Origin of the sequence: Herbaspirillum sp. Sphag64, from assembly GCF_014192645.1 — a bacterium.
GTDB lineage: Bacteria > Pseudomonadota > Gammaproteobacteria > Burkholderiales > Burkholderiaceae_D > Herbaspirillum.
This window is the reverse complement of sequence record NZ_JACHYE010000018.1, coordinates 21,219-41,379: the sequence shown is the minus strand read 5'-3', so window position 1 is coordinate 41,379 and position 20,161 is coordinate 21,219. Positions and strand designations below refer to the sequence as shown.

21 protein-coding genes are annotated in these 20,161 nt (G+C 53.0%); 8 read left to right on the top strand and 13 right to left on the bottom strand.

Going from position 1 to position 20,161, the window contains the following annotated elements:
- Positions 1–47: 47 nt before the first annotated feature.
- Positions 48–1,259: a cyclopropane-fatty-acyl-phospholipid synthase family protein gene (locus FHW66_RS19275; protein ID WP_183381458.1), complete on the top strand. Its 1,212-nt coding sequence runs from the start codon at positions 48–50 to the stop codon at positions 1,257–1,259.
- 15 nt (positions 1,260–1,274) lie between these two features.
- Here the strand turns inward: FHW66_RS19275 and msrA are convergent, their stop codons facing one another.
- Positions 1,275–1,826 carry a peptide-methionine (S)-S-oxide reductase MsrA gene (msrA, locus tag FHW66_RS19270; protein WP_183381457.1) on the bottom strand — a complete coding sequence of 184 codons (552 nt, stop codon included), beginning with the start codon at positions 1,824–1,826 and terminating at the stop codon, positions 1,275–1,277.
- A gap of 227 nt (positions 1,827–2,053) precedes the next feature.
- On the opposite strand from msrA, the gene FHW66_RS19265 reads away from it, so the two are divergent.
- Positions 2,054–2,560 carry a flavin reductase family protein gene (locus FHW66_RS19265; protein WP_183381456.1) on the top strand — a complete coding sequence of 169 codons (507 nt, stop codon included), beginning with the start codon at positions 2,054–2,056 and terminating at the stop codon, positions 2,558–2,560.
- A gap of 76 nt (positions 2,561–2,636) precedes the next feature.
- Here the strand turns inward: FHW66_RS19265 and FHW66_RS19260 are convergent, their stop codons facing one another.
- The 8 genes from FHW66_RS19260 to FHW66_RS19225 form a co-directional block, all read right to left on the bottom strand.
- Entirely contained in the window at positions 2,637–3,404 is a 768-nt protein-coding gene (locus FHW66_RS19260; protein ID WP_183381455.1) for an OmpW family protein, read from the bottom strand.
- Positions 3,405–3,671: 267 nt separating this feature from the next.
- Positions 3,672–4,694, bottom strand: a complete 1,023-nt coding sequence (locus FHW66_RS19255) for an L-threonylcarbamoyladenylate synthase (protein ID WP_183381454.1) — start codon at positions 4,692–4,694, stop codon at positions 3,672–3,674.
- Between the two features lie 10 nt (positions 4,695–4,704).
- Complete coding sequence (locus tag FHW66_RS19250; RefSeq protein ID WP_183381453.1) at positions 4,705–5,931, bottom strand: 5-(carboxyamino)imidazole ribonucleotide synthase; 1,227 nt, start codon at positions 5,929–5,931, stop codon at positions 4,705–4,707.
- Positions 5,928–6,431 carry a 5-(carboxyamino)imidazole ribonucleotide mutase gene (purE, locus tag FHW66_RS19245; RefSeq protein WP_183381452.1) on the bottom strand — a complete coding sequence of 168 codons (504 nt, stop codon included), beginning with the start codon at positions 6,429–6,431 and terminating at the stop codon, positions 5,928–5,930. Before purE ends, FHW66_RS19250 begins: the two co-directional genes overlap by 4 nt.
- Before the next feature lie 8 nt (positions 6,432–6,439).
- Positions 6,440–7,336: a phosphoribosylaminoimidazolesuccinocarboxamide synthase gene (locus FHW66_RS19240; RefSeq protein WP_183381451.1), complete on the bottom strand. Its 897-nt coding sequence runs from the start codon at positions 7,334–7,336 to the stop codon at positions 6,440–6,442.
- 135 nt (positions 7,337–7,471) lie between these two features.
- A complete protein-coding gene (fba, locus tag FHW66_RS19235) occupies positions 7,472–8,536 on the bottom strand; it encodes a class II fructose-bisphosphate aldolase (protein ID WP_183381450.1) in 1,065 nt (354 codons plus the stop codon).
- 24 nt (positions 8,537–8,560) lie between these two features.
- Positions 8,561–9,991, bottom strand: coding sequence for a pyruvate kinase (gene pyk, locus FHW66_RS19230; protein WP_183381449.1), 1,431 nt, complete (start codon positions 9,989–9,991; stop codon positions 8,561–8,563).
- 89 nt (positions 9,992–10,080) lie between these two features.
- Positions 10,081–11,271 carry a phosphoglycerate kinase gene (locus tag FHW66_RS19225; RefSeq protein ID WP_183381448.1) on the bottom strand — a complete coding sequence of 397 codons (1,191 nt, stop codon included), beginning with the start codon at positions 11,269–11,271 and terminating at the stop codon, positions 10,081–10,083.
- Positions 11,272–11,542: 271 nt separating this feature from the next.
- On the opposite strand from FHW66_RS19225, the gene FHW66_RS19220 reads away from it, so the two are divergent.
- The 5 genes from FHW66_RS19220 to FHW66_RS19200 all read left to right on the top strand — a co-directional run bounded on the left by FHW66_RS19220 (position 11,543) and on the right by FHW66_RS19200 (position 14,854).
- Positions 11,543–12,463, top strand: coding sequence for a branched-chain amino acid transaminase (locus FHW66_RS19220; protein WP_183381447.1), 921 nt, complete (start codon positions 11,543–11,545; stop codon positions 12,461–12,463).
- 79 nt (positions 12,464–12,542) lie between these two features.
- A complete protein-coding gene (locus FHW66_RS19215; protein ID WP_183381446.1) occupies positions 12,543–12,740 on the top strand; it encodes a zinc-finger domain-containing protein in 198 nt (65 codons plus the stop codon).
- 84 nt (positions 12,741–12,824) lie between these two features.
- The gene (locus tag FHW66_RS19210; protein WP_183381445.1) at positions 12,825–13,256 is read left to right on the top strand and encodes a nuclear transport factor 2 family protein; all 432 of its coding nucleotides are present in this window, start codon (positions 12,825–12,827) and stop codon (positions 13,254–13,256) included.
- Positions 13,257–13,301: 45 nt separating this feature from the next.
- Positions 13,302–14,255 carry a YheT family hydrolase gene (locus FHW66_RS19205; protein WP_183381476.1) on the top strand — a complete coding sequence of 318 codons (954 nt, stop codon included), beginning with the start codon at positions 13,302–13,304 and terminating at the stop codon, positions 14,253–14,255.
- A complete protein-coding gene (locus tag FHW66_RS19200; protein WP_183381444.1) occupies positions 14,255–14,854 on the top strand; it encodes a DUF2946 family protein in 600 nt (199 codons plus the stop codon). The genes FHW66_RS19205 and FHW66_RS19200 overlap by 1 nt, the downstream gene beginning before the upstream one ends.
- A gap of 13 nt (positions 14,855–14,867) precedes the next feature.
- On the opposite strand, the gene FHW66_RS19195 is transcribed toward FHW66_RS19200, so the two are convergent.
- Positions 14,868–16,385 carry a M48 family metalloprotease gene (locus FHW66_RS19195; RefSeq protein WP_255459073.1) on the bottom strand — a complete coding sequence of 506 codons (1,518 nt, stop codon included), beginning with the start codon at positions 16,383–16,385 and terminating at the stop codon, positions 14,868–14,870.
- A 140-nt stretch (positions 16,386–16,525) separates the two neighbouring features.
- Here FHW66_RS19195 and moaC point away from each other — a divergent pair, with 140 nt between their 5' ends.
- Positions 16,526–17,050 (top strand): cyclic pyranopterin monophosphate synthase MoaC, encoded by a 525-nt coding sequence (gene moaC, locus FHW66_RS19190; RefSeq protein ID WP_183381442.1) that lies wholly within the window; start codon positions 16,526–16,528, stop codon positions 17,048–17,050.
- A 97-nt stretch (positions 17,051–17,147) separates the two neighbouring features.
- On the opposite strand, the gene FHW66_RS19185 is transcribed toward moaC, so the two are convergent.
- From FHW66_RS19185 to sucC, 3 genes are all read right to left on the bottom strand, one after another.
- Entirely contained in the window at positions 17,148–17,636 is a 489-nt protein-coding gene (locus tag FHW66_RS19185; protein WP_183381441.1) for a pilin, read from the bottom strand.
- Positions 17,637–17,921: 285 nt separating this feature from the next.
- Positions 17,922–18,803, bottom strand: a complete 882-nt coding sequence (sucD, locus tag FHW66_RS19180; RefSeq protein WP_183381440.1) for a succinate--CoA ligase subunit alpha — start codon at positions 18,801–18,803, stop codon at positions 17,922–17,924.
- Between the two features lie 17 nt (positions 18,804–18,820).
- Positions 18,821–19,987, bottom strand: a complete 1,167-nt coding sequence (gene sucC / locus FHW66_RS19175; protein ID WP_183381439.1) for an ADP-forming succinate--CoA ligase subunit beta — start codon at positions 19,985–19,987, stop codon at positions 18,821–18,823.
- Positions 19,988–20,161: the final 174 nt, after the last annotated feature.

Sequence of the window (20,161 nt, the reverse complement as noted above, 5' to 3'; positions counted from 1 at the left end):
GCTAAAGCGCTGGTATTGCATCACATCACTTGCACGGAGGAAGGATCGTGTTTTGGGAAAAGAAGCTTACCAATTGGGTTCAAGAAATTCGCCACGCGTCAGCAATACCACTAAGGCTCGAGTTATGGAACGGAAGGCAATTCGACTTCAGTGACGGCACACCACAAGTGACCTTGCGTGTGCCCGACGTATCAGCGCTTACCTATCTGTTCAAACCCTCGCTATCGAATCTGGGCGAAGCCTACGTCGAGGGCAAAATCGATGTAGAAGGGCCACTCGGGAGTATTATCAGCGTGGCCAACACCTTAGCGGCGAGGACCTTGAAAGCCAATGGCAAACTGGGTCGCATCGCCCGGATCGTCAAGCATAGCAAGGAAAGGGATGCTGAGGCGATTCGCTATCACTACGATGTCTCAAACGACTTCTACCGGCTATTCCTCGATGAGAATATGGTCTACTCATGCGCCTATTTTGAAAATGGCGATGAAGATCTGGCCACTGCGCAATTAAAAAAAATTGACCATATCCTGACCAAGATCCAGGTTCGTCCCGGCGATACCTTGCTCGATATTGGCTGTGGCTGGGGTGCTCTCGTTTTGCGAGCAGCCGAAAAATATGGCGCACGTTGCGTTGGCATCACCCTATCAGAAAATCAATATGCACTCGCCAAAGAGCGGGTCGCAAGAGCTGGCCTGAGTGACCGCATCGACATTCGTCTACAAGACTATCGTGATGTCACCGGCACGTTCAAACGCATCACCAGCGTTGGTATGTTCGAGCATGTTGGACTAAAAAATTTGCCAATGTATTTTTCACGTATCAATGCACTGCTCGCCGATGATGGCCTGGCAATGAATCATGGAATTACGACTACTGACATCGAAAATGGCGAGTCACCTTATGGTGGCGGTGAGTTTGTTGATAAATATGTATTTCCTGCGGGCGAACTGCCGCATATCAGCCTGGTGTTGAGGGCCATCCAACAAGGTGGTTTGGAAACATTCGACGTAGAAAACCTAAGGCGGCACTACGCACGTACTTGCAGCATATGGGCAGATAATTTTGAGAATCATGCTGAAATGATTCGCAAAATTACTGATGAAAGGCATTACCGTATCTGGCGAATCTATCTGGCAGGTAGTGCGCATGGTTTCAATCAGGACTGGATTTCGCTTTATCAGGTGGTTTGCGGCAAAGCGAATCGTCCCGCAAACGCTCTGCCGCAATCCCGCCAATATATTTACGCACCCGATAAGTGAAACTAAAAACCTGAATTACTCGGCTTTACTTTTTTCGGTGAAAACTTCGCGAAATTTAGCCAGTTTAGGTGCTACGACGAACGCACAATAGCCTTGGAAGGGATGCTGCTGAAAATAGTTCTGATGATAGTCCTCAGCCTTGTAATAGGTTTCTGCAGGACTTAATTCGGTCACGACAGGCGCATCCCAGACCAATGCCATCTCGGCGATGATCTGTTTGGCAATCTCTTGCTGATCGCTGGATTGATAATAGATAACAGACCGATATTGCGTGCCGACGTCGTTACCTTGGCGATTAAGCGTTGTCGGGTCATGAATGGTAAAAAACACTTCGAGAATTTCTCTGAAACTAATCACCTGCGGGTCAAAACTGAGCTTGACCACCTCGGCATGGCCTGTTTCACCATGGCACACTTCCTCATAGGTCGGATTTTTGACCTGGCCTCCGGTATAACCAGACTCGACATGTACTACTCCTTTGAGCTGCTGATATACCGCTTCAAGGCACCAGAAACATCCTCCGCCGAGTATTGCTGTTTCTGTTGATCGTTTTACTGCAGTGTCCATGATCTGCTCCTGGGTGTGTAGATTCCGGGCTAAGCAATTACCTCTGCCAGCATGAATGCCGTCACATTGACGTTCAAACTTTTGAGTCTTTCCAGCATACTAACAATTGCCAGCTTTTTTTGCACTGCGGCCACAAGGCCGTTCCACCAACAATACGGCACCGCAATACTGCGCTGCAAAAATTGTGCATAATGCTTGTTTGTTAGTATCGAATCAACAGGCCCCACATGCATTCACGCTCGCCACGCGCTGCTTCGCGCAACTTCGATAGCGCTCATTTCCGTAAAGCCTTATCGCAATTCGCCACCGGCGTTACGATTATTACGACTCGTCTGGAGGACGGTAGTTTGATAGGTCTGACTGCGAGTTCGTTCAATTCAGTTTCATTGACCCCGCCACTCGTTCTATGGAGCTTGGGAGAAAAGTCCAGCAGCATGCCTGTTTTTTCTGGCAATTCGCACTATGTGATCAATATTCTGGGTGCCGAGCAGGCGGGATTGGCAGAGCAGTTTTCGCGCAAGTCGGGCGACCGCTTCAAGGGTGTTGAGTATGCGCTGTCACGGACTGGCCAACCCATCTTGAAAGGTGTGTCTGCCTGGTTTGAGTGCCATAATCGTAGCCGCTATCCAGAAGGCGATCATGTGATTTTTGTCGGCGAAGTCGAGCATTGTGAAGTGTCCCCGCAAGCACCACTGATTTATCACAATGGCCAGTTCACGAAAACAATGGGATGAATCTGTGACTTTCACTCCATAGTAAGGAAATAAAAAAAGCGCCGAATCGGCGCTTTTTTTATTCGTGCGATCAATCCTAGAACTTGTAGCCTAGCGAAACGAAGCTGACGACAGGATTGATGGTGATGCTTGTTTTGTAGACGATCGTTGAAGAAACACCAGCAGCTTGTGCTGTAGCAGTCGTATTACCAGTAATCGTTGCGTCCGTCTTGAATTTCAAATATGACACCGATAAACCAATCGACAGTCGATCGGTGAGGTTATACGTTGCACCAGCAGAAATCACAGGCGCGACAGACGAACTCAAAGAGGCTGACGCAGTCCCGCCTGTCAACGCACTATTCACGCTTTCACCACCTGCGTACTGCTGGAATCCATTTGAGAGATGAACATCAGAGTAGGTAATGTAAGAGACACCAGCGCCGACAAATGGACGAAATTTATCTTGTGGTGAGCCGAAGTAATATTTGGCAACAACCGCTGGACTCCATTGCTTGGCGTTACCAATCTCCCCGAAGGATGCCAAGGATCCTTTGCCGTACAAGGTAAATTCTGGCGGGATACCACCATCAAGCGTAACAGCAATATTATCTGTAAAAAAATGCGTCAGCGCGAGACCGAGGGTGTTGCCGTTGCTTACAGCGGAATGCGCTGTCGACGTGTAAGTACCAGCCCCAGTGCCGCTTGCGACGGTGATACCTGTACTTGAATCTTGTGGAACAATATGAAACCAACCTGCACTGACGATATTGTCACCAGCCTGTTGCGCCATGACAGGCGCAGCAAATGCGGCCAGAACGGACAATGCAGCGATTTTAGGCAAAAGTGTGGCTTGTTTTTTCATGTGTCGTCTCCGTGTTTTAAGGGCTGCGCCCGAATTTTATAAATAGTTTCGTTTTTTGCTGCAGGAGCAGCGATTTTTCCGACGTGTTCTTGTGCACGCTTGAAACAATATCGGCACCTCCGTTTTTTGCTTGCGATTTAAAACGAACGTGCGTGCTATTCTTTGAGAATACTATGCCAGCTTTGAAGCGCTTTGTATAGACGTGTATTTTTTTAACAACCGAAAATTGTTTATTTTTTCCGTGTATCGACGCCAGAAAAAAGCACGCTAAGTTGATAGCAAACGCGACAATATCCCTGTGGAATCAAACGCTGCGCGTCGCAGCCGATCATTGATCCCTTGCCATGCTGCGGTCTGCGGCAATGCCTCAACCAAGATAACCTTTGCCTGGCGCTGATCAAGCTCACGCAAACCCGAGTAAAGATCGTGCGCGTAATGCTCGGCATCTTGGGGCATTGTGATCACATGTTCGATGGATGAGACACGCATATTGCGCTGCATCAGTGCAGCTTTGATGGCACGCTGGCTTAAGGCATTCAAGACAGCAGATAAGTCTTCAGCCGCTACCTGCGCAACGGGAGTCTGGGGTGCGTAATGTGCATCCAGCGTGCCGGAGGCGCGTGGTGCGGTTGCATCGGGCAAATTCGGAGGTGCGCCAAGGACGGCCGCGATCTGATCGACCGTAATCTGTCCTGGGCGCAATAACACCGCGCCATGGGTCTCGATACGCGACAAATCGAGAATCGTGGACTCAATACCGACTTCGCTCTGGCCACCATCGAGAATATAGTCCAGCAAGACATCGTTGACGCTACTGAACTCATCACGCACATGTTGTGCAGTGGTTGGACTCACATGACCAAATTTATTGGCGGATGGTGCAGCGACACCGCCCTTGCCGCCTTTGAACTCTCGCAGCAATGCCTGTGCCACGGGATGCGATGGACATCTGACGCCAATAGAATCCTGCCCACCTGAAGCCGCCGCCGGTATCTGAGCAGCCCGCTTCAGAATCAAGGTCAACGGTCCGGGCCAAAACGCTGCGATCAGCGCGCGTGCCTGGGCCGGTACGCTCGCTGCCCAATAAGCGATGTCCGCCTCGGGAGCGATATGCACAATCACAGGATGATTGGATGGCCGTCCCTTGGCAGTATAAATGTCGGTGATCGCCGCAGCATTCTCGGCATCGCCACCAAGGCCATAGACGGTCTCGGTTGGAAACGCCACTAACTTGCCCTGCTCAAGCTTGCGGGCAGCCAATTTGATCGATGCCATATCGATTGCTGTCATGAGAGCGTCCTTATCCTGCGATACCCAAAATCTGGCATGCGATGCTTAATTGCGCTTGCGCCTCAGCCAAAGTCGGCGCAACAAAGGTGATGTGTCCCATTTTACGACCGCGTCGTGCCTCAGCCTTGCCGTACAGGTGCAAATGCGCTCCAGGCAGCGCCAAAATCTTGTCCCAGTCCGGCTCGCGCACTTCTGCACCATTCTCTGGATACCATACGTCACCAAGGATATTGAGCATCACAGCAGGTGAGTGCTGTCGCACATCACCCAGTGGCAGTCGTGCCATTGCCCGTACCTGCTGCTCGAACTGACTGGTAATGCAGGCATCGATGGTGTAATGACCGCTATTGTGAGGTCGTGGCGCCATCTCGTTGACCACCAGCGAACCATCTTTCAGCACGAAAAATTCAATGCACAAGACACCGACATAATCGAGTCGCGAGATCAGCGAGAGCGCCGCATCCTGCGCCTGCTTGGCAACGCTGGGAGCAACATGGTCAGAAGGTACGGTGGTAGTGAACAAAATACCATCACGATGCACATTCTCCGCAATCGGGTACACTACCGCGGCACCATCGGCGCCACGCGCTACTAACACAGACACTTCGTAGGCCAGTGGCAGCATCTTTTCGAGCAGACAGATCACACCACCCATATCGGCAAACGCAGCGCGCACCTCATCGACGCTACGTACACGTACCTGCCCTTTGCCGTCATACCCCATACGGACCGTCTTCAAAATCCCCGGCAAGAGATCTTCGGTAATCGCTGCAATATCGGCGTCAGAAGCAATCGTCTTGTGCGGCGCAGGGTGAACACCCGAAGCACTGCTGCTCTCAACAAAGAAGCGCTTCTCGGCAATCCGATCTTGCGCAATCGATACTCCATTGGCAGCCGGTGCGACATAGGTCTTAGCGGCCAATGTCGCCAGGCTCTGCGCAGACACATTCTCGAATTCGGTGGTTACCGCGCTGCACAGGCTACCCAGCTGAGCCAGACCTTCGGCGTCGGTGTATGCGGTACGGATCAAGCGATCCGCTACTTGCCCTGCAGGACAATCCAACTCCTGCTCCAGCACGGCAACTTTGAAACCCATAGCCTGTGCGGCATGTGCAAACATCCGGCCAAGCTGACCGCCGCCCATGACACCGAGCCAGGTGGCCGGCGTCGTGGTGGGCAACGCTACACTATTGTTAGCGGCCAGTTGAGATGACGATGAGGACTGCGATGCGTTCATAACGGTAACTTCATCTCCAGCGCAACTTGAGTCTGCTTGACACGGAAATCTTCGAGTCTGGCTGCCAGGGCATCATCCGTTGTCGCCAACATGGCGATCGCCGACAACGCAGCGTTGGCAGCACCAGCTTCACCAATGGCATAGGTGGCCACCGGAATTCCCTTGGGCATTTGCACAATCGACAGCAGTGAGTCTTCGCCGCGCAAATATTTGGAAGGTACAGGCACGCCCAGTACCGGCACGATCGTTTTGGCTGCAATCATGCCCGGCAGATGGGCTGCGCCACCGGCACCGGCAATAATCGCGCGCAAACCACGTCCACGCGCCTGTTCCGCATAGGCGAACATCTGATCTGGCATACGGTGTGCAGACACGACCTGGGCTTCGTGCGGGATACCAAATTCCTTCAGAATGGCAACTGCATGTTGCATCACATCCCAGTCGGACGACGATCCCATGACGACACCGACCACCGGCGTCTGTGCATTGTTCTGGCTCATGTTGATCCTTAATCTTTCAGTGGATTGCCGGTCAGGCGCTCCAGCGCTTCACGATACTTTGCACCGGTCTTTTCAATGACCTCTGCCGGCAGTGCCGGCGCAGGCGGGGTCTTCTTCCAGGTAGTGACAGTTTCCAGGTAATCGCGCACAAACTGCTTATCGAACGATGGCGGAGAGATACCGACCTGATAGCTATCCGCAGGCCAGAAGCGCGAAGAATCCGCAGTCAAAACCTCATCCATCAGATGCAATACGCCATTGTCGTCCAAACCAAATTCGAACTTGGTATCAGCGATGATGATGCCGCGGGTGGCAGCATAATCGGCTGCTGTCTGATACAGCTTGATGCTGATGTCACGCATTTTGTTGGCCAGTTCGCTACCGATACGCTTTTCCATTTCTGCAAAGCTGATGTTCTCATCGTGCTCACCGAGATCAGCCTTCGCCGCAGGGGTGAAAATTGGCTGCTCCAGTTTGGCGGCCTGTTGCAATCCTGCTGGCAATTGAATGCCGCAGATGGCGCCACTTTCCTGATAATCCTTCCAGCCGGAACCAATGATGTAACCACGCACGACGGCCTCTACCAGAATCGGTTTGAGGCGCTTGGCCACGACGGCACGGCCGCGCACCTGTTCGATTTCATGAGCCGCAACCACAGTTTCCGGAGCAACACCGGTCAGATGATTGGGAACAATATGGCCCAGCTTCTCGAACCAGAAATCCGACATCTGGTTCAGCACCTTGCCCTTACCGGGAATAGGTTCATTCATGATGACATCGAACGCCGACAGGCGGTCAGTGGTGACGATCAACAGTTTGTCATCGCCAACGGCATAGTTGTCACGCACTTTGCCATTGCCCAGCAGAGGCAGGGATGAAATAGAAGTTTTGTAGAGGCTGGTCATGATGATTCCGATCAATCTGTGAGTGGCTCTGGAGCGGCTGCGCTTGTCATTGCACTACCATTTTCCACCCACCTTTAAAGTCAAAAAACCGGGACTGGTAAATCCAGGTCCCGGTCGCATGTGGCGCGTGATCGCTTACTGCACGATTTGCGACAGCTCGCCCTTCTTGTATTTCTCGGCAATTTTTTCCAGCGGAATTGCCTTGATCTTGCCTGCTTGCCCCTCGCAGCCGAAGGACAGATAACGTGCCTTACACACCAGCTTGGCAGCTTCGCGCGCTGGCTTGAGGAAGTCACGTGGGTCAAACTTGGACGGATTTTCAGCCAGATAGCGACGTACCGCGCCAGTCATCGCCAGACGGATATCGGTATCGATATTGATCTTGCGAACGCCGTGCTTGATACCTTCCTGGATTTCTTCCACAGGAACACCGTAGGTTTCCTTCATGTCACCGCCGAACTGGCGAATTTCGGCCAGCAGTTCCTGCGGTACGGAAGAAGAACCATGCATCACCAGGTGCGTATTGGGAATGCGTGCGTGGATTTCCTTGATGCGATCAATCGCCAGAATATCGCCAGTCGGCTTACGCGAGAACTTGTAGGCACCATGCGAAGTTCCAATGGCAATTGCCAGTGCATCGCACTGAGTCAGCTTGACAAAATCGGCGGCTTGCGCGACATCGGTAAGCAGCTGCTCACGGGTCATCTTGCCATCGGCACCATGACCATCTTCCTTGTCACCCATCATGGTTTCCAGCGAGCCGAGAACACCCAGCTCCGCTTCCACCGTGACACCGATCGCGTGCGAAAACTCTACCACCTTGCGCGACACTTCCACGTTGTACTCATAACTGGCAACTGACTTGCCATCTTCCATCAGGGAACCATCCATCATCACCGAAGTAAAGCCGGATTTGATCGCTGCCATGCAGACAGCTGGCGACTGGCCATGGTCCTGATGCATCACAACAGGGATATGCGGATAGGCCTCCACCGCTGCCTCAATCAGATGACGCAGGAAGGCTTCGCCAGCATACTTTCGAGCACCGGCAGAAGCTTGCATGATCACCGGCGCACCGACTTCATCGGCGGCCTGCATGATCGCAGCGACCTGCTCCAGGTTGTTGACGTTGAAAGCTGGCAGACCGTAGCTGTTTTCAGCGGCGTGGTCCAGCAATTGACGCATTGATACGAGAGGCATGATAAAACTCCAGAACGATAAAAATCAGTACTCGCCGACCCTGAGTATTTTCAGCGCATTGGTGCCACCGACTTGGCCAATCGGCTCACCCCAGGTCACGACGATCAAATCCCCTTTTTGCACCACGCCCTGCGCCAGCAGCAAGTCCTGAACGCCCTTCAACACGACTTCTGTGTCGGTCGACTGCGCCAGCTCAAAAGTACGGACATTGCGGAACAACGCTGCCTTCTGACGGGTGGCGACATTGGGGGTAATAGCAAAAATAGGAACATCAATATTGTGTCGGCTCATCCACAGTGCAGTGGAGCCAGACTCGGTCAACGCAGCAATTGCCTTGACGCGTAAGTGGTGGGCAGTAAACAACGCGCCGTAGGCAATCGACTGATCAATACGGGTGAACTGCAGATTCAGGAAATCGGCATCCAGCTTGCAGTCTTCTGATTTTTCAGCGGCAAGACAGATCGACGACATGGCTTCAATCGTCTCAACCGGATACTTGCCGGATGCGGTTTCTGCGGAAGTCATCACGGCATCGGTACCGTCCAGCACCGCATTGGCCACATCCGATACTTCCGCACGAGTCGGTACGGCATTGACGATCATCGATTCCATCATCTGAGTCGCGGTGATTGCCAGTTTGTTGGACGCACGCGCCATCTTGATCATGCGCTTTTGCAAACCGGGAACAGCGGCATTGCCAACTTCAACCGCCAGGTCGCCACGCGCGACCATGATGCCATCGGAGGCATCCAGGATTTCCTGCAGCAACGGAATCGCTTCCGCACGCTCGATCTTGGCGATCATCATTGGCTTGTGACCATAGGGTTCGCCAGCAACGTTACCAAGCTGACGTGCCATTTCCATGTCGGTCGCATTCTTGGGGAAGGACACTGCCACGTAGTCAGCCTGAAAGCTCATCGCCGTCTTGATATCGTCCATGTCCTTGGCGGTCAGTGCCGGTGCAGACAAACCACCGCCCTGACGGTTGATACCCTTGTTGTTAGACAGTTCACCACCGATCTTGACGACTGTATGAATCTCATTGCCGAACACGCGCTCCACCACCAGCACAATCAGACCATCGTTGAGCAACAAAACATCTTCGCCGCGCAAATCACGTGGCAATGCCTTGTAGTCGAGACCTACGCGCTCTTGATTACCCAATTCGCAATCGGAATCGAGAATGAATTTGTCACCGTTGGCGAGCACAATCTTGCCGTTTTCAAACTTGCCAACACGGATCTTCGGACCTTGCAGATCGGCCATGATGGCGACTTTACGGCCACAGGTATCTGCTACTTCACGTACCAGCTTGGCACGATCGATGTGATCCTGTGCTTTGCCGTGCGAAAAATTCAGACGTACGACGTCAACGCCGGCCTTGATCATCCGAGTCAGTGTCTCCCTGTCGCTGGATGCTGGGCCGATAGTGGCAACAATCTTGGTGGCTCTCATTGATATCTTTCTCTTGGCGAGGTTAAAGAAGCTGCATTCTTGTTTTATTGGGTTCGCTTCCAGGTACTGCAATTACTTGTCGTTCGTGATTATTGTGCGCGCTGTAGCAGTATTTCCACGGCAGGCAAGGTCTTACCTTCCAGAAACTCGAGGAAAGCACCGCCACCGGTCGAAATATAACCAACCTTGTCCGTAATGCCATATTTAGCAATTGCTGCCAGCGTATCGCCGCCACCCGCAATTGAAAAACCAGAGGAGTCAGCAATGGCGTGCGCCAGGGCTTTGGTACCAGCACCAAACTGATCAAACTCAAACACGCCCACAGGGCCGTTCCATACGATGGTACCTGCCTTGCCGAGTTGTTCCGCCAGCAGCTTCGCGGTCTTGGGACCAATATCAAAAATCATGTCATCGTCGGCAACATCGGCCGCGTCCTTGACCGTCGCAACGGCGCTCGGTGAGAACTCCTTACCACAGACAACATCAACCGGAATCGGCACGGACGCGCCACGCTTTGCCATCATGTCAATAATGGCGCGCGCTTCTTCCACCAGGTCCGCTTCCACCAGCGATTTGCCGATGTTCAGACCAGATGCCAGCATGAAGGTATTGGCAATACCACCGCCGACGATCAGGTTATCGACCTTGTCCGCCAACGCTTTCAGAATAGTCAATTTGCTCGATACTTTCGAGCCGGCGACAATCGCCACCAGTGGCCGTGCGGGTTGATTAAGCGCCTTGCCCAACGCATCCAGTTCTGCCGCCAGCAGCGGGCCGGCACAAGCAATCGGTGCAAACTTGGCAACGCCATGGGTCGTGGCTTCAGCACGATGCGCAGTACCAAAGGCGTCATTGACGTAGATATCGCACAATTTGGCAATTTTTTGCGCAAGTTCGTCGTTATTCTTTTTCTCGCCCTTGTTCAAGCGGCAATTTTCCAACAATACGACTTGCCCAGGAGAAACACTAACACCATCGGTCCAGTCAGCAACCAGCTTGACCTCTGCACCCAAGAGTTCAGACAGGCGCTTGGCGACAGGTGCCAGCGAATCCTCAGGCTTGAACTCTCCCTCAACCGGCCGACCCAGATGCGAAGTCACCATGACAGCTGCACCAGCATCACGGGCCTGACGAATTGCCGGAACCGAAGCCCTGATGCGTGTATCTTCGGTGATATTACCAGCATCATCTTGCGGAACATTGAGATCTGCACGGATAAAGACACGTTTGCCTTGCAGCGCATTGGCGGAGATCAGATCGCTGAGTCGGTTGAATTTCATTTTTATGCGTAATCCAGGAGGGGCAAAAAGGCGTTATTTTACTCCACCCGCCCTGCTCCCAGCATGGTTTTTGCAGCATCCGTACAGCACCGGCAACAGCAGCATGGACAACCCGACTAAAGTGAGCGAAGCCTGCGTAAAGAATCACACTCCGGGAGGTTTATCTACAGCAAACACAAATCGCAGAAGAAACTTTTTGAGGCCTGCTTCCGTTAAAATGATGACTTTGATTCACTTGATCCGCACTCTCATTTGATTGGAGATTTCCATTATGTCCATGGCTGACCGCGACGGAAAAATTTGGAAGGACGGCGCATTGATTGACTGGCGCGATGCCACCATCCACGTGCTGACCCATACGCTGCATTACGGTATGGGTGTCTTTGAGGGCGTACGCGCCTATAAGACGCCGCAGGGCACGGCGATTTTCCGCCTCAAGGAACACACACAGCGCCTGTTCAATTCGGCAAAAATCTTCCAGATGCAAGTTCCGTTCGATCAGGAAACCATTATCCAGGCACAACTGCAGGTCGTCAGAGAAAACCATTTGGAGTCGTGCTACTTGCGACCATTGATCTGGATTGGCTCCGAAAAACTTGGCGTCTCCGCCAAAGGCAACCGCATTCACGTCGCAATCGCAGCGTGGCCATGGGGCGCTTATCTGGGTGAAGACGGCATCAACAAAGGTATTCGCGTGAAAACGTCCTCGTTCACCCGACACCACGTCAACGTCTCGCTGGTGCGCGCCAAGGCTTCCGGCTATTACATCAATTCGATCCTGGCCAATCAGGAAGCATTGACCGACGGCTACGACGAGGCCTTGCTGCTCGACACCGATGGCTACGTCTCCGAAGGATCGGGAGAAAATGTTTTCATCGTCAAGAACGGGAAGCTTTACACGCCAGACCTGGCTTCCTGTCTCGACGGCATTACCCGTGACGCCATTCTGACCATGGCCCGCGACCTCGGCATCGAGGTGATCGAAAAACGTATCACGCGTGACGAGATGTATTGCAGCGATGAAGCCTTCTTTACCGGCACCGCAGCCGAAGTTACCCCGATTCGGGAACTCGACAACCGTACCATTGGTAACGGCGCACGCGGCCCAATTACCGAAAAACTGCAGGCACTGTTCTTTGACGTGGTGTCTGGCAAAGCACCACAATATCAACATTGGCTGACGCTGGTCTGAAGACAGACTGCAGCTTCAGCGTTAGCTAAGGATTAGTTTTAGATTAAGCAATTTTAGTTATAACACCCCGGAGAACAATATGAGCACCCAACAACAAACCCAGCCAGTCCAACTCGATGGCAAGGACCTGCCGGCCCACTGCCCCAATCCGAATATGCCGCAATGGTCATCCCATCCGCGCGTATTCCTTGAACTGGACGATCACGGCGCGGCCAAATGCCCTTACTGTGGCACGCAATATCAGCTCAAGCCGGGCGCGGTCGTTAAAGCGCACTGAGCAGAGGATCAGACCACAAGGAAATTCTGGAATGGAGGGCCAGCAAACGCGTTGGCCCTTTTGGCATTCTTCGCCGGAGATACCATGCCACGCGTCAAACTGATACAAGGTTCCCCTGATGAAATTGAAGCTGCCTACTATGACGCGCTGGCACGCGCCGATATCGAAGCGCTGATGCGTCTATGGGCTGAGGACGAGGAAATCGTCTGTATCCACCCTGGCGCAACGAGACTGGTTGGACATGTAGCCATCCGCAATACCTGGGAAGAGATTCTGTCACGTGGCGGACTGCATATCCAACCTCGCCAATTGCATGCGACCCACTCCATGACCACGGCCATTCACAGCGTCATCGAAGAAATTGCCCGACCTGAGAATGTGATGGCGGAGATTCACATCGTTGCGACTAACATTTACTTGAAAACGGCACAAGGATGGCGCATGGTCATGCACCATGCGTCGGTGGCTCCCGGCCCTGCGCCGACGGAGCCCATTGCCGAGACCATGCTGCATTGATCCCAGCACATACCAAGACACAGTTTCAATTCAACCAACCTGATGATGCAATACAGCCCTCCCCGCTGGCTACCTGGCGGCAATCTTCAAACCATCTATCCAGCGCTCTTTATTACCAAGCCCAATGTTGACTTCCGGCGCGAACGCTGGGAAACGCCCGACCGGGATTTCATCGACGTCGATTTCGTTGATGGTCAGCCCGGGCAACCAATGGTGGTGCTGTTTCACGGCCTCGAAGGTTCTTCAGACAGTCATTACAGCCGCTCACTCATGGCCGCCGTTGCGGCACGCGGGTGGTCTGGTGTCATCCCGCATTTTCGGGGGTGCTCAGGCGAACTGAACCTTGCCCCGCGGTTCTACCATTCAGGTGATAGCGGAGAGCTTGACTGGATCTTGCGTCGCCTGCAAACGCATTTTCAGGCCATCGGCGCCACCAAATTTTATGTCGCCGGCGTTTCACTGGGCGGCAACGCCTTGCTACGCTGGCTGGGCGAATCTCAACATGAGGCTGAGTTTGTGGATGCGGCGTGCTCCATTTCAGCGCCACTTGATCTGGCTGGCGGTGGCGTGACACTCAGCAAAGGATTTAACCGGCTTTACACGCAGTCATTCCTGCGAACACTCAAGCCAAAGTGCCTTCTCAAGCTGCAACAGTTTCCGGGCTTGTTCGATCGCAATGCGCTGCTGAGCGCACGTGATCTGTACACCTTCGACAATATCGTGACAGCACCCTTGCACGGCTACGCCAATACCGAAGATTACTGGGACCGTGCCAGCGCGAAACATATATTGCACGACATTACCGTCCCCACGCTGGTACTCAATGCACGTAACGACCCGTTCTTACCGGAGCGCTACCTGCCACAGAGCGCATCGAATGCGGTGCAGCTGGAATATCCACAACACGGCGGCCATGTAGGCTTTGCCGTTGGCGCTCCACCGGGAAGCCTGGATTGGCTGCCCAGTCGCATACTGCACTTCCTGGAAGGTAAAGCGTAATGGATGACATCGTCAGGCAGGCCATGACCAAGTGGCCCAATGTGCCACATTGCTTTGGCTGGCTGCGGCTCGATGCCCGCGGATATTGGCGCATGCGTGACACTTACGCACAGGAGAACGATCTGCCTGGCACCAGAATCGATCACGCGACCCTGATAGGATTCATCAATCGCAATTATGGCGGCGACGATACTGGCCGCTGGTTTTTTCAAAACGGACCACAACGGGTTTATGTCGACCTCGAACTGACACCGTATATTGTGCGCACAGATCCTACGGCTGATCTGAAGCTACACACAGATGAACCGCTGCAACCCACCGCAGCCTGGCTCACAGAGCGTGGCCAACTACTGCTGGCGAGTCCGGACAAAGTGGCAACGCTCGACGATAGAGATGGCGCAGCGCTCTTTTCCGGATTGCACTGCGCGGGCGAGCACGCCAGCGAAGAGCAAGTGCTGCAGTGGCTCGACGGCAGCACCAGTGTGCAACTGGAATGGCGGCGCGGTAATTTGATACTACCGGTTCAGCGCATCGACAGTCATTCTCTGGAAACGCACTTCAAATTCGTGGCGCAACCTCGTGCTGATGAAACTGCTTAAGTAGGCTGCAGTACTATTTAAACTCCTCGTTCTCAGCCTGCTCATCTTTCCATCTCACCTTGAGCTCACGTTCCCGAGCATCCACCATGGACTGATCATAGAAAGTGGCATCCGGTGCAGTACGTGCCAGGCCAAGTTGCTCAATCGCTGCTGGCAGACTGCCGCCCAAGGCATAGGATTCAGCTAATGCCATGTGCTGCAAGGCCAGCTTACCCTGACCGGCATAGGCTCTCGCCAGCGCATCTTGTACAGCTTTATCTTGTCGGTACATTTGCGACTCCTCCCGCAAAAAGTCCACAGCTTCCTGCCACCGCTTATTCTCAATGAGCGCTTGTGCGAACTGATGTACTGCAACACGCGAGAAGGGATATTGATCACACTGCGCCTCAGCCAGCTTCAGGGCTGCAGGATATTGGCGCTGAGCGCTCTTGATCTCGATTTCCAGCTGCGAGAACAACATACTTGGGACCATTGATTGCGCGGCATTGCGCGCCTGCTGCAAGAAGCCTTCGGCCGCAGCATATTTACCCTGGAGATACGCAGCGTAAGCCAAACCATAATTAGCAGCCATGATTTGCTGCTTGGTATTCTGGCGCAGCTGCGCCTCAAAGTATTCCTGAGCATCTCGCAGACCCTGCGATGAATTATTCTGGAGAATACGAACCCTGGCCCGAATCAGCTGAAAATCTGGATTATCCGCATGTTGTCGGTAGCGCTCATCCCTGATACGCGCCTGAATATCTGCCATACGCTCGGTCGTCAAAGGATGCGTGAGCAGATACGGTGGCACCGACTCACTAAAGCTGCGTGTCGCGGTCTGCATGCGCCCAAAGAAAACCACCATACCCGAGGTATCAAAGCCACCATCACGCAGTATCTGAAAGCCAATTCGATCTGCTTCACGTTCGGCATCGCGGCTGAAACTGAGTTGTCGCTGCATGGCAACTCCAGCGCCACCCATCACCGTTGCCATTGCCGTATCGCTACCGGCTTTTGCCAACCCGGCCAGCGCACCAAGCACAAAAGCGCCTAACTGGATTATCCCATTCTGCTTTTGCTGCCCTAGCATACGTGCAATATGACGCTGTGCGACATGCCCGATCTCATGCGCCATGACTGATGCCAGCTCCGATTCACTCTGTGCCGCCAGCAACAAGCCCGAATGCACGGCAATAAAACCTCCGGGCAGTGCAAAGGCATTGAGCATCGGATCGCGTACTGCAAAGAAAAAGAAATCGAAGCCAGCCTCGCCGCGCACCTCGGGACGTACGGCAACCAGCCCAGTACCAAAATTATTCAGATATTCAAGCAATGGCGCATCATCGAGATAATCGGGATCGTGCCGGATATCGCGCATGATTTGTTCACCCAGCTTGCGTTCCATCAAGGGCGACAGATTTTCACGCTCCGTATCGCCCAACGTAGGCAACGACTGCGCATGTCCCGATAAGATGCTGATATCCATTAACGCCACCAGCATCAGACCGAGTGCAACATATCGTCGCACTGCAGCAGAAAAATGACGTGCCATAGGATTCTTCAAAGACATAGGTACATTGAACAAAGAGACGGGCATTTATCCAAAGATAAAGAAAATGATCTGAGAATAATGCCTGCTATGATACCTTCGCAAAACTAATTTTCGCCCCCCCCCTTTTTACCATGACCACAATGCCATCCTCCACAGAAAATACTGCCAATCCAGTTGCCGATAACGCGCAGCCTGGGTTGACGCATTTTGATCAACAGGGACAAGCCCACATGGTCGATGTTGGCGGCAAAAACGATACGCACCGCATTGCCGTCGCCAGCGGAACAATCCGCATGCAGCCAGCTACGCTCGCTGTGATTCAGTCAGGTACAGCAAAAAAAGGCGATGTCCTGGGAATTGCACGTATCGCGGCCATCATGGCGTCCAAACGCACCAGCGATCTGATTCCACTATGCCATCCGCTGGCGCTCACTCATGTATCGGTTGAATTCGAGATCAACGCTAAGCAGGCGAGCATTACCTGCCAGGCGCGCATAGAAACACAGGGCAAGACCGGCGTAGAAATGGAAGCGCTGATAGCCGTTCAGGTTGGACTGCTCACCATTTACGATATGTCCAAGGCGATTGATCGCGGTATGGTGATGACCGATATCCGGGTGCAAGAAAAGCATGGCGGGAAATCCGGGTCGTGGTCGCAAGCTTGAATGGCGACTCACACTAGATTTTTTTATTTGCATCCAACTCTTCGACAATAAAAAAGCGCGCATAAATGCACGCTTTTTTTGCTCAACCAGGCAGTGATCAACGGCAGTTTTCTGGCGCGAATTCTGCTGGCAATGTGCCTGAATTCGCCACTGGCGGGGTAGCTACCGAAGCAGCACGGCAACTCCAGCTAATGGCTGCGTCACTAACATTAGGCACCAGATTAATGGTCTTTCCGTCGAGATTGTTGCCAATATCAGCGTACTTGATTGTAATAACCCCTTGCGCTCCAATCGTGATAGCGCTGACATTCTTGATATCAGCACTCGGCGTAAAGGTATAGCCGGTTCGCGTAGGATCGATATCCAAACTCCCTTTAGTCTGAATCGCTTCGCTGACCGCCATTTTCGCTGGCGCTGCCAGATTCAGACCATCCACCACCTTGGTACGAATCAGGTACGAGCGATATTGCGGTACCGCGAACATCGCCAATACGCCGACAATGGCAATAACGATCATCAACTCAATCAAGGTGAAGCCGCCTTGTGCGCGTGGCGAATGGCGGTTGGACTGCTGCATTGCTTGCATATATTTTCCTCTGACAAAAATCGATTGCTCGACATGGTGCGCGGCCGCTTGATGCGGTCACATTGCTCTGGACTACGGCACCGGAATCCCTGTGCGGATAATAGGCGTACAGAGCATCTTTGTGAATAAGTTTTATTCTTCAGGACAACCGAATACGATATCGCATTCAAACTGATCAATGACTTAAAAGCAATATGGGGAGCAAAAGCTCCCCATATTGCCGGACGGACGACAAGTCAGCCGAGGCGACCTGTCACCGCGATGCCTGTCTTGACGACAAACAAATTACAGTACCGACTTCAACAGACGACCCATTTCGGAAGGATTGCGTGTGACCTTGATGCCGCACGCTTCCATGATCGCCAGCTTGGCTTCAGCCGTATCAGCACCGCCAGAGATGAGCGCACCAGCATGGCCCATGCGCTTGCCTGGAGGCGCTGTCACACCAGCGATAAAGCCTACAACTGGCTTCTTCATGTTGTCCTTGATCCAGTAAGAAGCATTGGCTTCGTCAGGACCACCAATTTCACCGATCATAATGACGGCGTCAGTATCAGGGTCATCGTTGAATGCCTTCATGATATCGATGTGCTTCAGACCGTTGATTGGATCACCGCCAATACCAACTGCCGACGATTGGCCCAGACCCAGTGCGGTCAATTGACCCACTGCTTCATAGGTCAATGTGCCCGAACGGGACACGACACCAATACGGCCCTTTTTGTGGATGTGACCTGGCATGATGCCGATCTTGATTTCGTCTGGAGTGATCAGACCTGGGCAGTTTGGTCCCAGCAGCAAAGTCTTGCTGCCAGACTTGGCCATACGATCCTTCAATGCCAGCATGTCGCGTACTGGAATGCCTTCTGTGATACAGATGGCCAGATCCAGTTCAGCTTCAACAGCTTCCCAGATCGCGGCAGCAGCGCCTGCTGGCGGAACATAGATGACCGACACGTTTGCGCCAGTAGCCTTCTTGGCTTCGGTCACATTGGCGAAAATCGGGATGCCTTCGAAATCTTCACCAGCCTTCTTCGGATTCACGCCAGCGACGAATGCATTCTTACCATTCGCGTATTCGCGGCACATACGTGTATGAAATTGGCCGGTCTTGCCGGTGATACCTTGGGTGATGACTTTGGTGTCTTTATTGATCAGAATCGACATAGCTATTCCTTGTCCTATTATTTACCGTTAGCTGCAGCAACAACTTTTTGCGCAGCTTCTTCCATGCTGTCTGCCGAAATGATTGGCAGGCCGGAGTCGGCCAGCAGCTTCTTGCCGATTTCTTCGTTGGTACCCTTCATGCGCACCACCAGTGGCACTTTCAGGGAAACAGCCTTGGACGCAGCGATCACGCCTTCGGCGATCACGTCACAGCGCATGATGCCGCCGAAGATGTTGACCAGGATTGCCTTCAGTTCTGGGTTCTTCAACATGATCTTGAAGGCTTCGGTCACCTTCTCGGTAGTTGCGCCACCACCAACGTCGAGGAAGTTGGCTGGTTCGCCGCCGAACAGCTTGATGGTGTCCATGGTTGCCATAGCCAGACCTGCACCGTTGACCAGACAGCCAATGTTGCCATCCAGGGAGATGTAAGCCAGGTCAAACTTGGAAGCTTCAATTTCAGCTGGATCTTCTTCGTCCAGATCGCGGTAAGCGACGATTTCTGGATGACGGAACAGCGCGTTGGAGTCAAAGTTGAACTTGGCGTCCAGTGCGATCACCTTGCCGTCGCCGGTCAGGATCAGTGGGTTGATTTCGGCCAGGGACGAATCAGTTTCCCAGTAAGCCTTATACAGACCTTGCAATTGCTTGCGCGCATCGACAACCGAAGCAGCAGGAACGCCGATTTTAGTCGCAATGCTGTCAGCATCGGCGTCAGTCAGGCCAGTTGCCGGATCGATAGCGATCTGGTGAATCAGTTCTGGATGCTTTTCCGCAACTTCTTCGATGTCCATACCGCCTTCGCTGGAAGCCATCAACACGACACGTTGGCTAACACGATCGGTGACCATACTGACGTACAGTTCCTTCTTGATGTCTGCGCCTTCTTCGATCAGCAAGCGACGAACCTTTTGACCATTGGCATCAGTTTGGTGCGTGACCAGTTGCATGCCGAGGATTTGGTTCGCGTATTCCTTGACCTGTTCCAACGACTTTGCAACCTTCACGCCACCACCCTTACCACGGCCACCTGCGTGAATTTGCGCCTTGACGACCCAAACTGGTCCGCCCAGTGTTTCGGCTGCCTTGACAGCATCCTCAACGGATTGGCATGGAATGCCGCGTGGAACGGTCACGCCGAATTGGCGGAGGATTTCTTTGCCCTGATACTCGTGGATTTTCATGGGAGCTTCCCTTTAGACACTATTGAATAAAACTTACTGGATTGAAATCCGGCTGGCGGGACAACCGCGCGGCGCGAATGGGGACGACAAATCGTGGCTGGGCGTGGTAATCGCACGCAACAGCGCGCAAGCCGACGGGCTTAGCGATTTGCCTGATAGACGGTGCTGAAAGTA

Bases quoted from the DNA above. Each gene is read 5' to 3' on its own strand.
- msrA (WP_183381457.1), bottom strand. From the start codon at position 1,826: ATGGACACTGCAGTAAAACGATCAACAGAAACAGCAATACTCGGCGGA.
- FHW66_RS19265 (WP_183381456.1), top strand. From the start codon at position 2,054: ATGCATTCACGCTCGCCACGCGCTGCTTCGCGCAACTTCGATAGCGCT.
- FHW66_RS19260 (WP_183381455.1), bottom strand. From the start codon at position 3,404: ATGAAAAAACAAGCCACACTTTTGCCTAAAATCGCTGCATTGTCCGTT.
- FHW66_RS19255 (WP_183381454.1), bottom strand. From the start codon at position 4,694: ATGACAGCAATCGATATGGCATCGATCAAATTGGCTGCCCGCAAGCTT.
- FHW66_RS19250 (WP_183381453.1), bottom strand. From the start codon at position 5,931: ATGAACGCATCGCAGTCCTCATCGTCATCTCAACTGGCCGCTAACAAT.
- purE (WP_183381452.1), bottom strand. From the start codon at position 6,431: ATGAGCCAGAACAATGCACAGACGCCGGTGGTCGGTGTCGTCATGGGA.
- FHW66_RS19240 (WP_183381451.1), bottom strand. From the start codon at position 7,336: ATGACCAGCCTCTACAAAACTTCTATTTCATCCCTGCCTCTGCTGGGC.
- fba (WP_183381450.1), bottom strand. From the start codon at position 8,536: ATGCCTCTCGTATCAATGCGTCAATTGCTGGACCACGCCGCTGAAAAC.
- pyk (WP_183381449.1), bottom strand. From the start codon at position 9,991: ATGAGAGCCACCAAGATTGTTGCCACTATCGGCCCAGCATCCAGCGAC.
- FHW66_RS19225 (WP_183381448.1), bottom strand. From the start codon at position 11,271: ATGAAATTCAACCGACTCAGCGATCTGATCTCCGCCAATGCGCTGCAA.
- FHW66_RS19220 (WP_183381447.1), top strand. From the start codon at position 11,543: ATGTCCATGGCTGACCGCGACGGAAAAATTTGGAAGGACGGCGCATTG.
- FHW66_RS19215 (WP_183381446.1), top strand. From the start codon at position 12,543: ATGAGCACCCAACAACAAACCCAGCCAGTCCAACTCGATGGCAAGGAC.
- FHW66_RS19210 (WP_183381445.1), top strand. From the start codon at position 12,825: ATGCCACGCGTCAAACTGATACAAGGTTCCCCTGATGAAATTGAAGCT.
- FHW66_RS19205 (WP_183381476.1), top strand. From the start codon at position 13,302: ATGCAATACAGCCCTCCCCGCTGGCTACCTGGCGGCAATCTTCAAACC.
- FHW66_RS19200 (WP_183381444.1), top strand. From the start codon at position 14,255: ATGGATGACATCGTCAGGCAGGCCATGACCAAGTGGCCCAATGTGCCA.
- FHW66_RS19195 (WP_255459073.1), bottom strand. From the start codon at position 16,385: ATGGCACGTCATTTTTCTGCTGCAGTGCGACGATATGTTGCACTCGGT.
- moaC (WP_183381442.1), top strand. From the start codon at position 16,526: ATGCCATCCTCCACAGAAAATACTGCCAATCCAGTTGCCGATAACGCG.
- FHW66_RS19185 (WP_183381441.1), bottom strand. From the start codon at position 17,636: ATGCAAGCAATGCAGCAGTCCAACCGCCATTCGCCACGCGCACAAGGC.
- sucD (WP_183381440.1), bottom strand. From the start codon at position 18,803: ATGTCGATTCTGATCAATAAAGACACCAAAGTCATCACCCAAGGTATC.
- sucC (WP_183381439.1), bottom strand. From the start codon at position 19,987: ATGAAAATCCACGAGTATCAGGGCAAAGAAATCCTCCGCCAATTCGGC.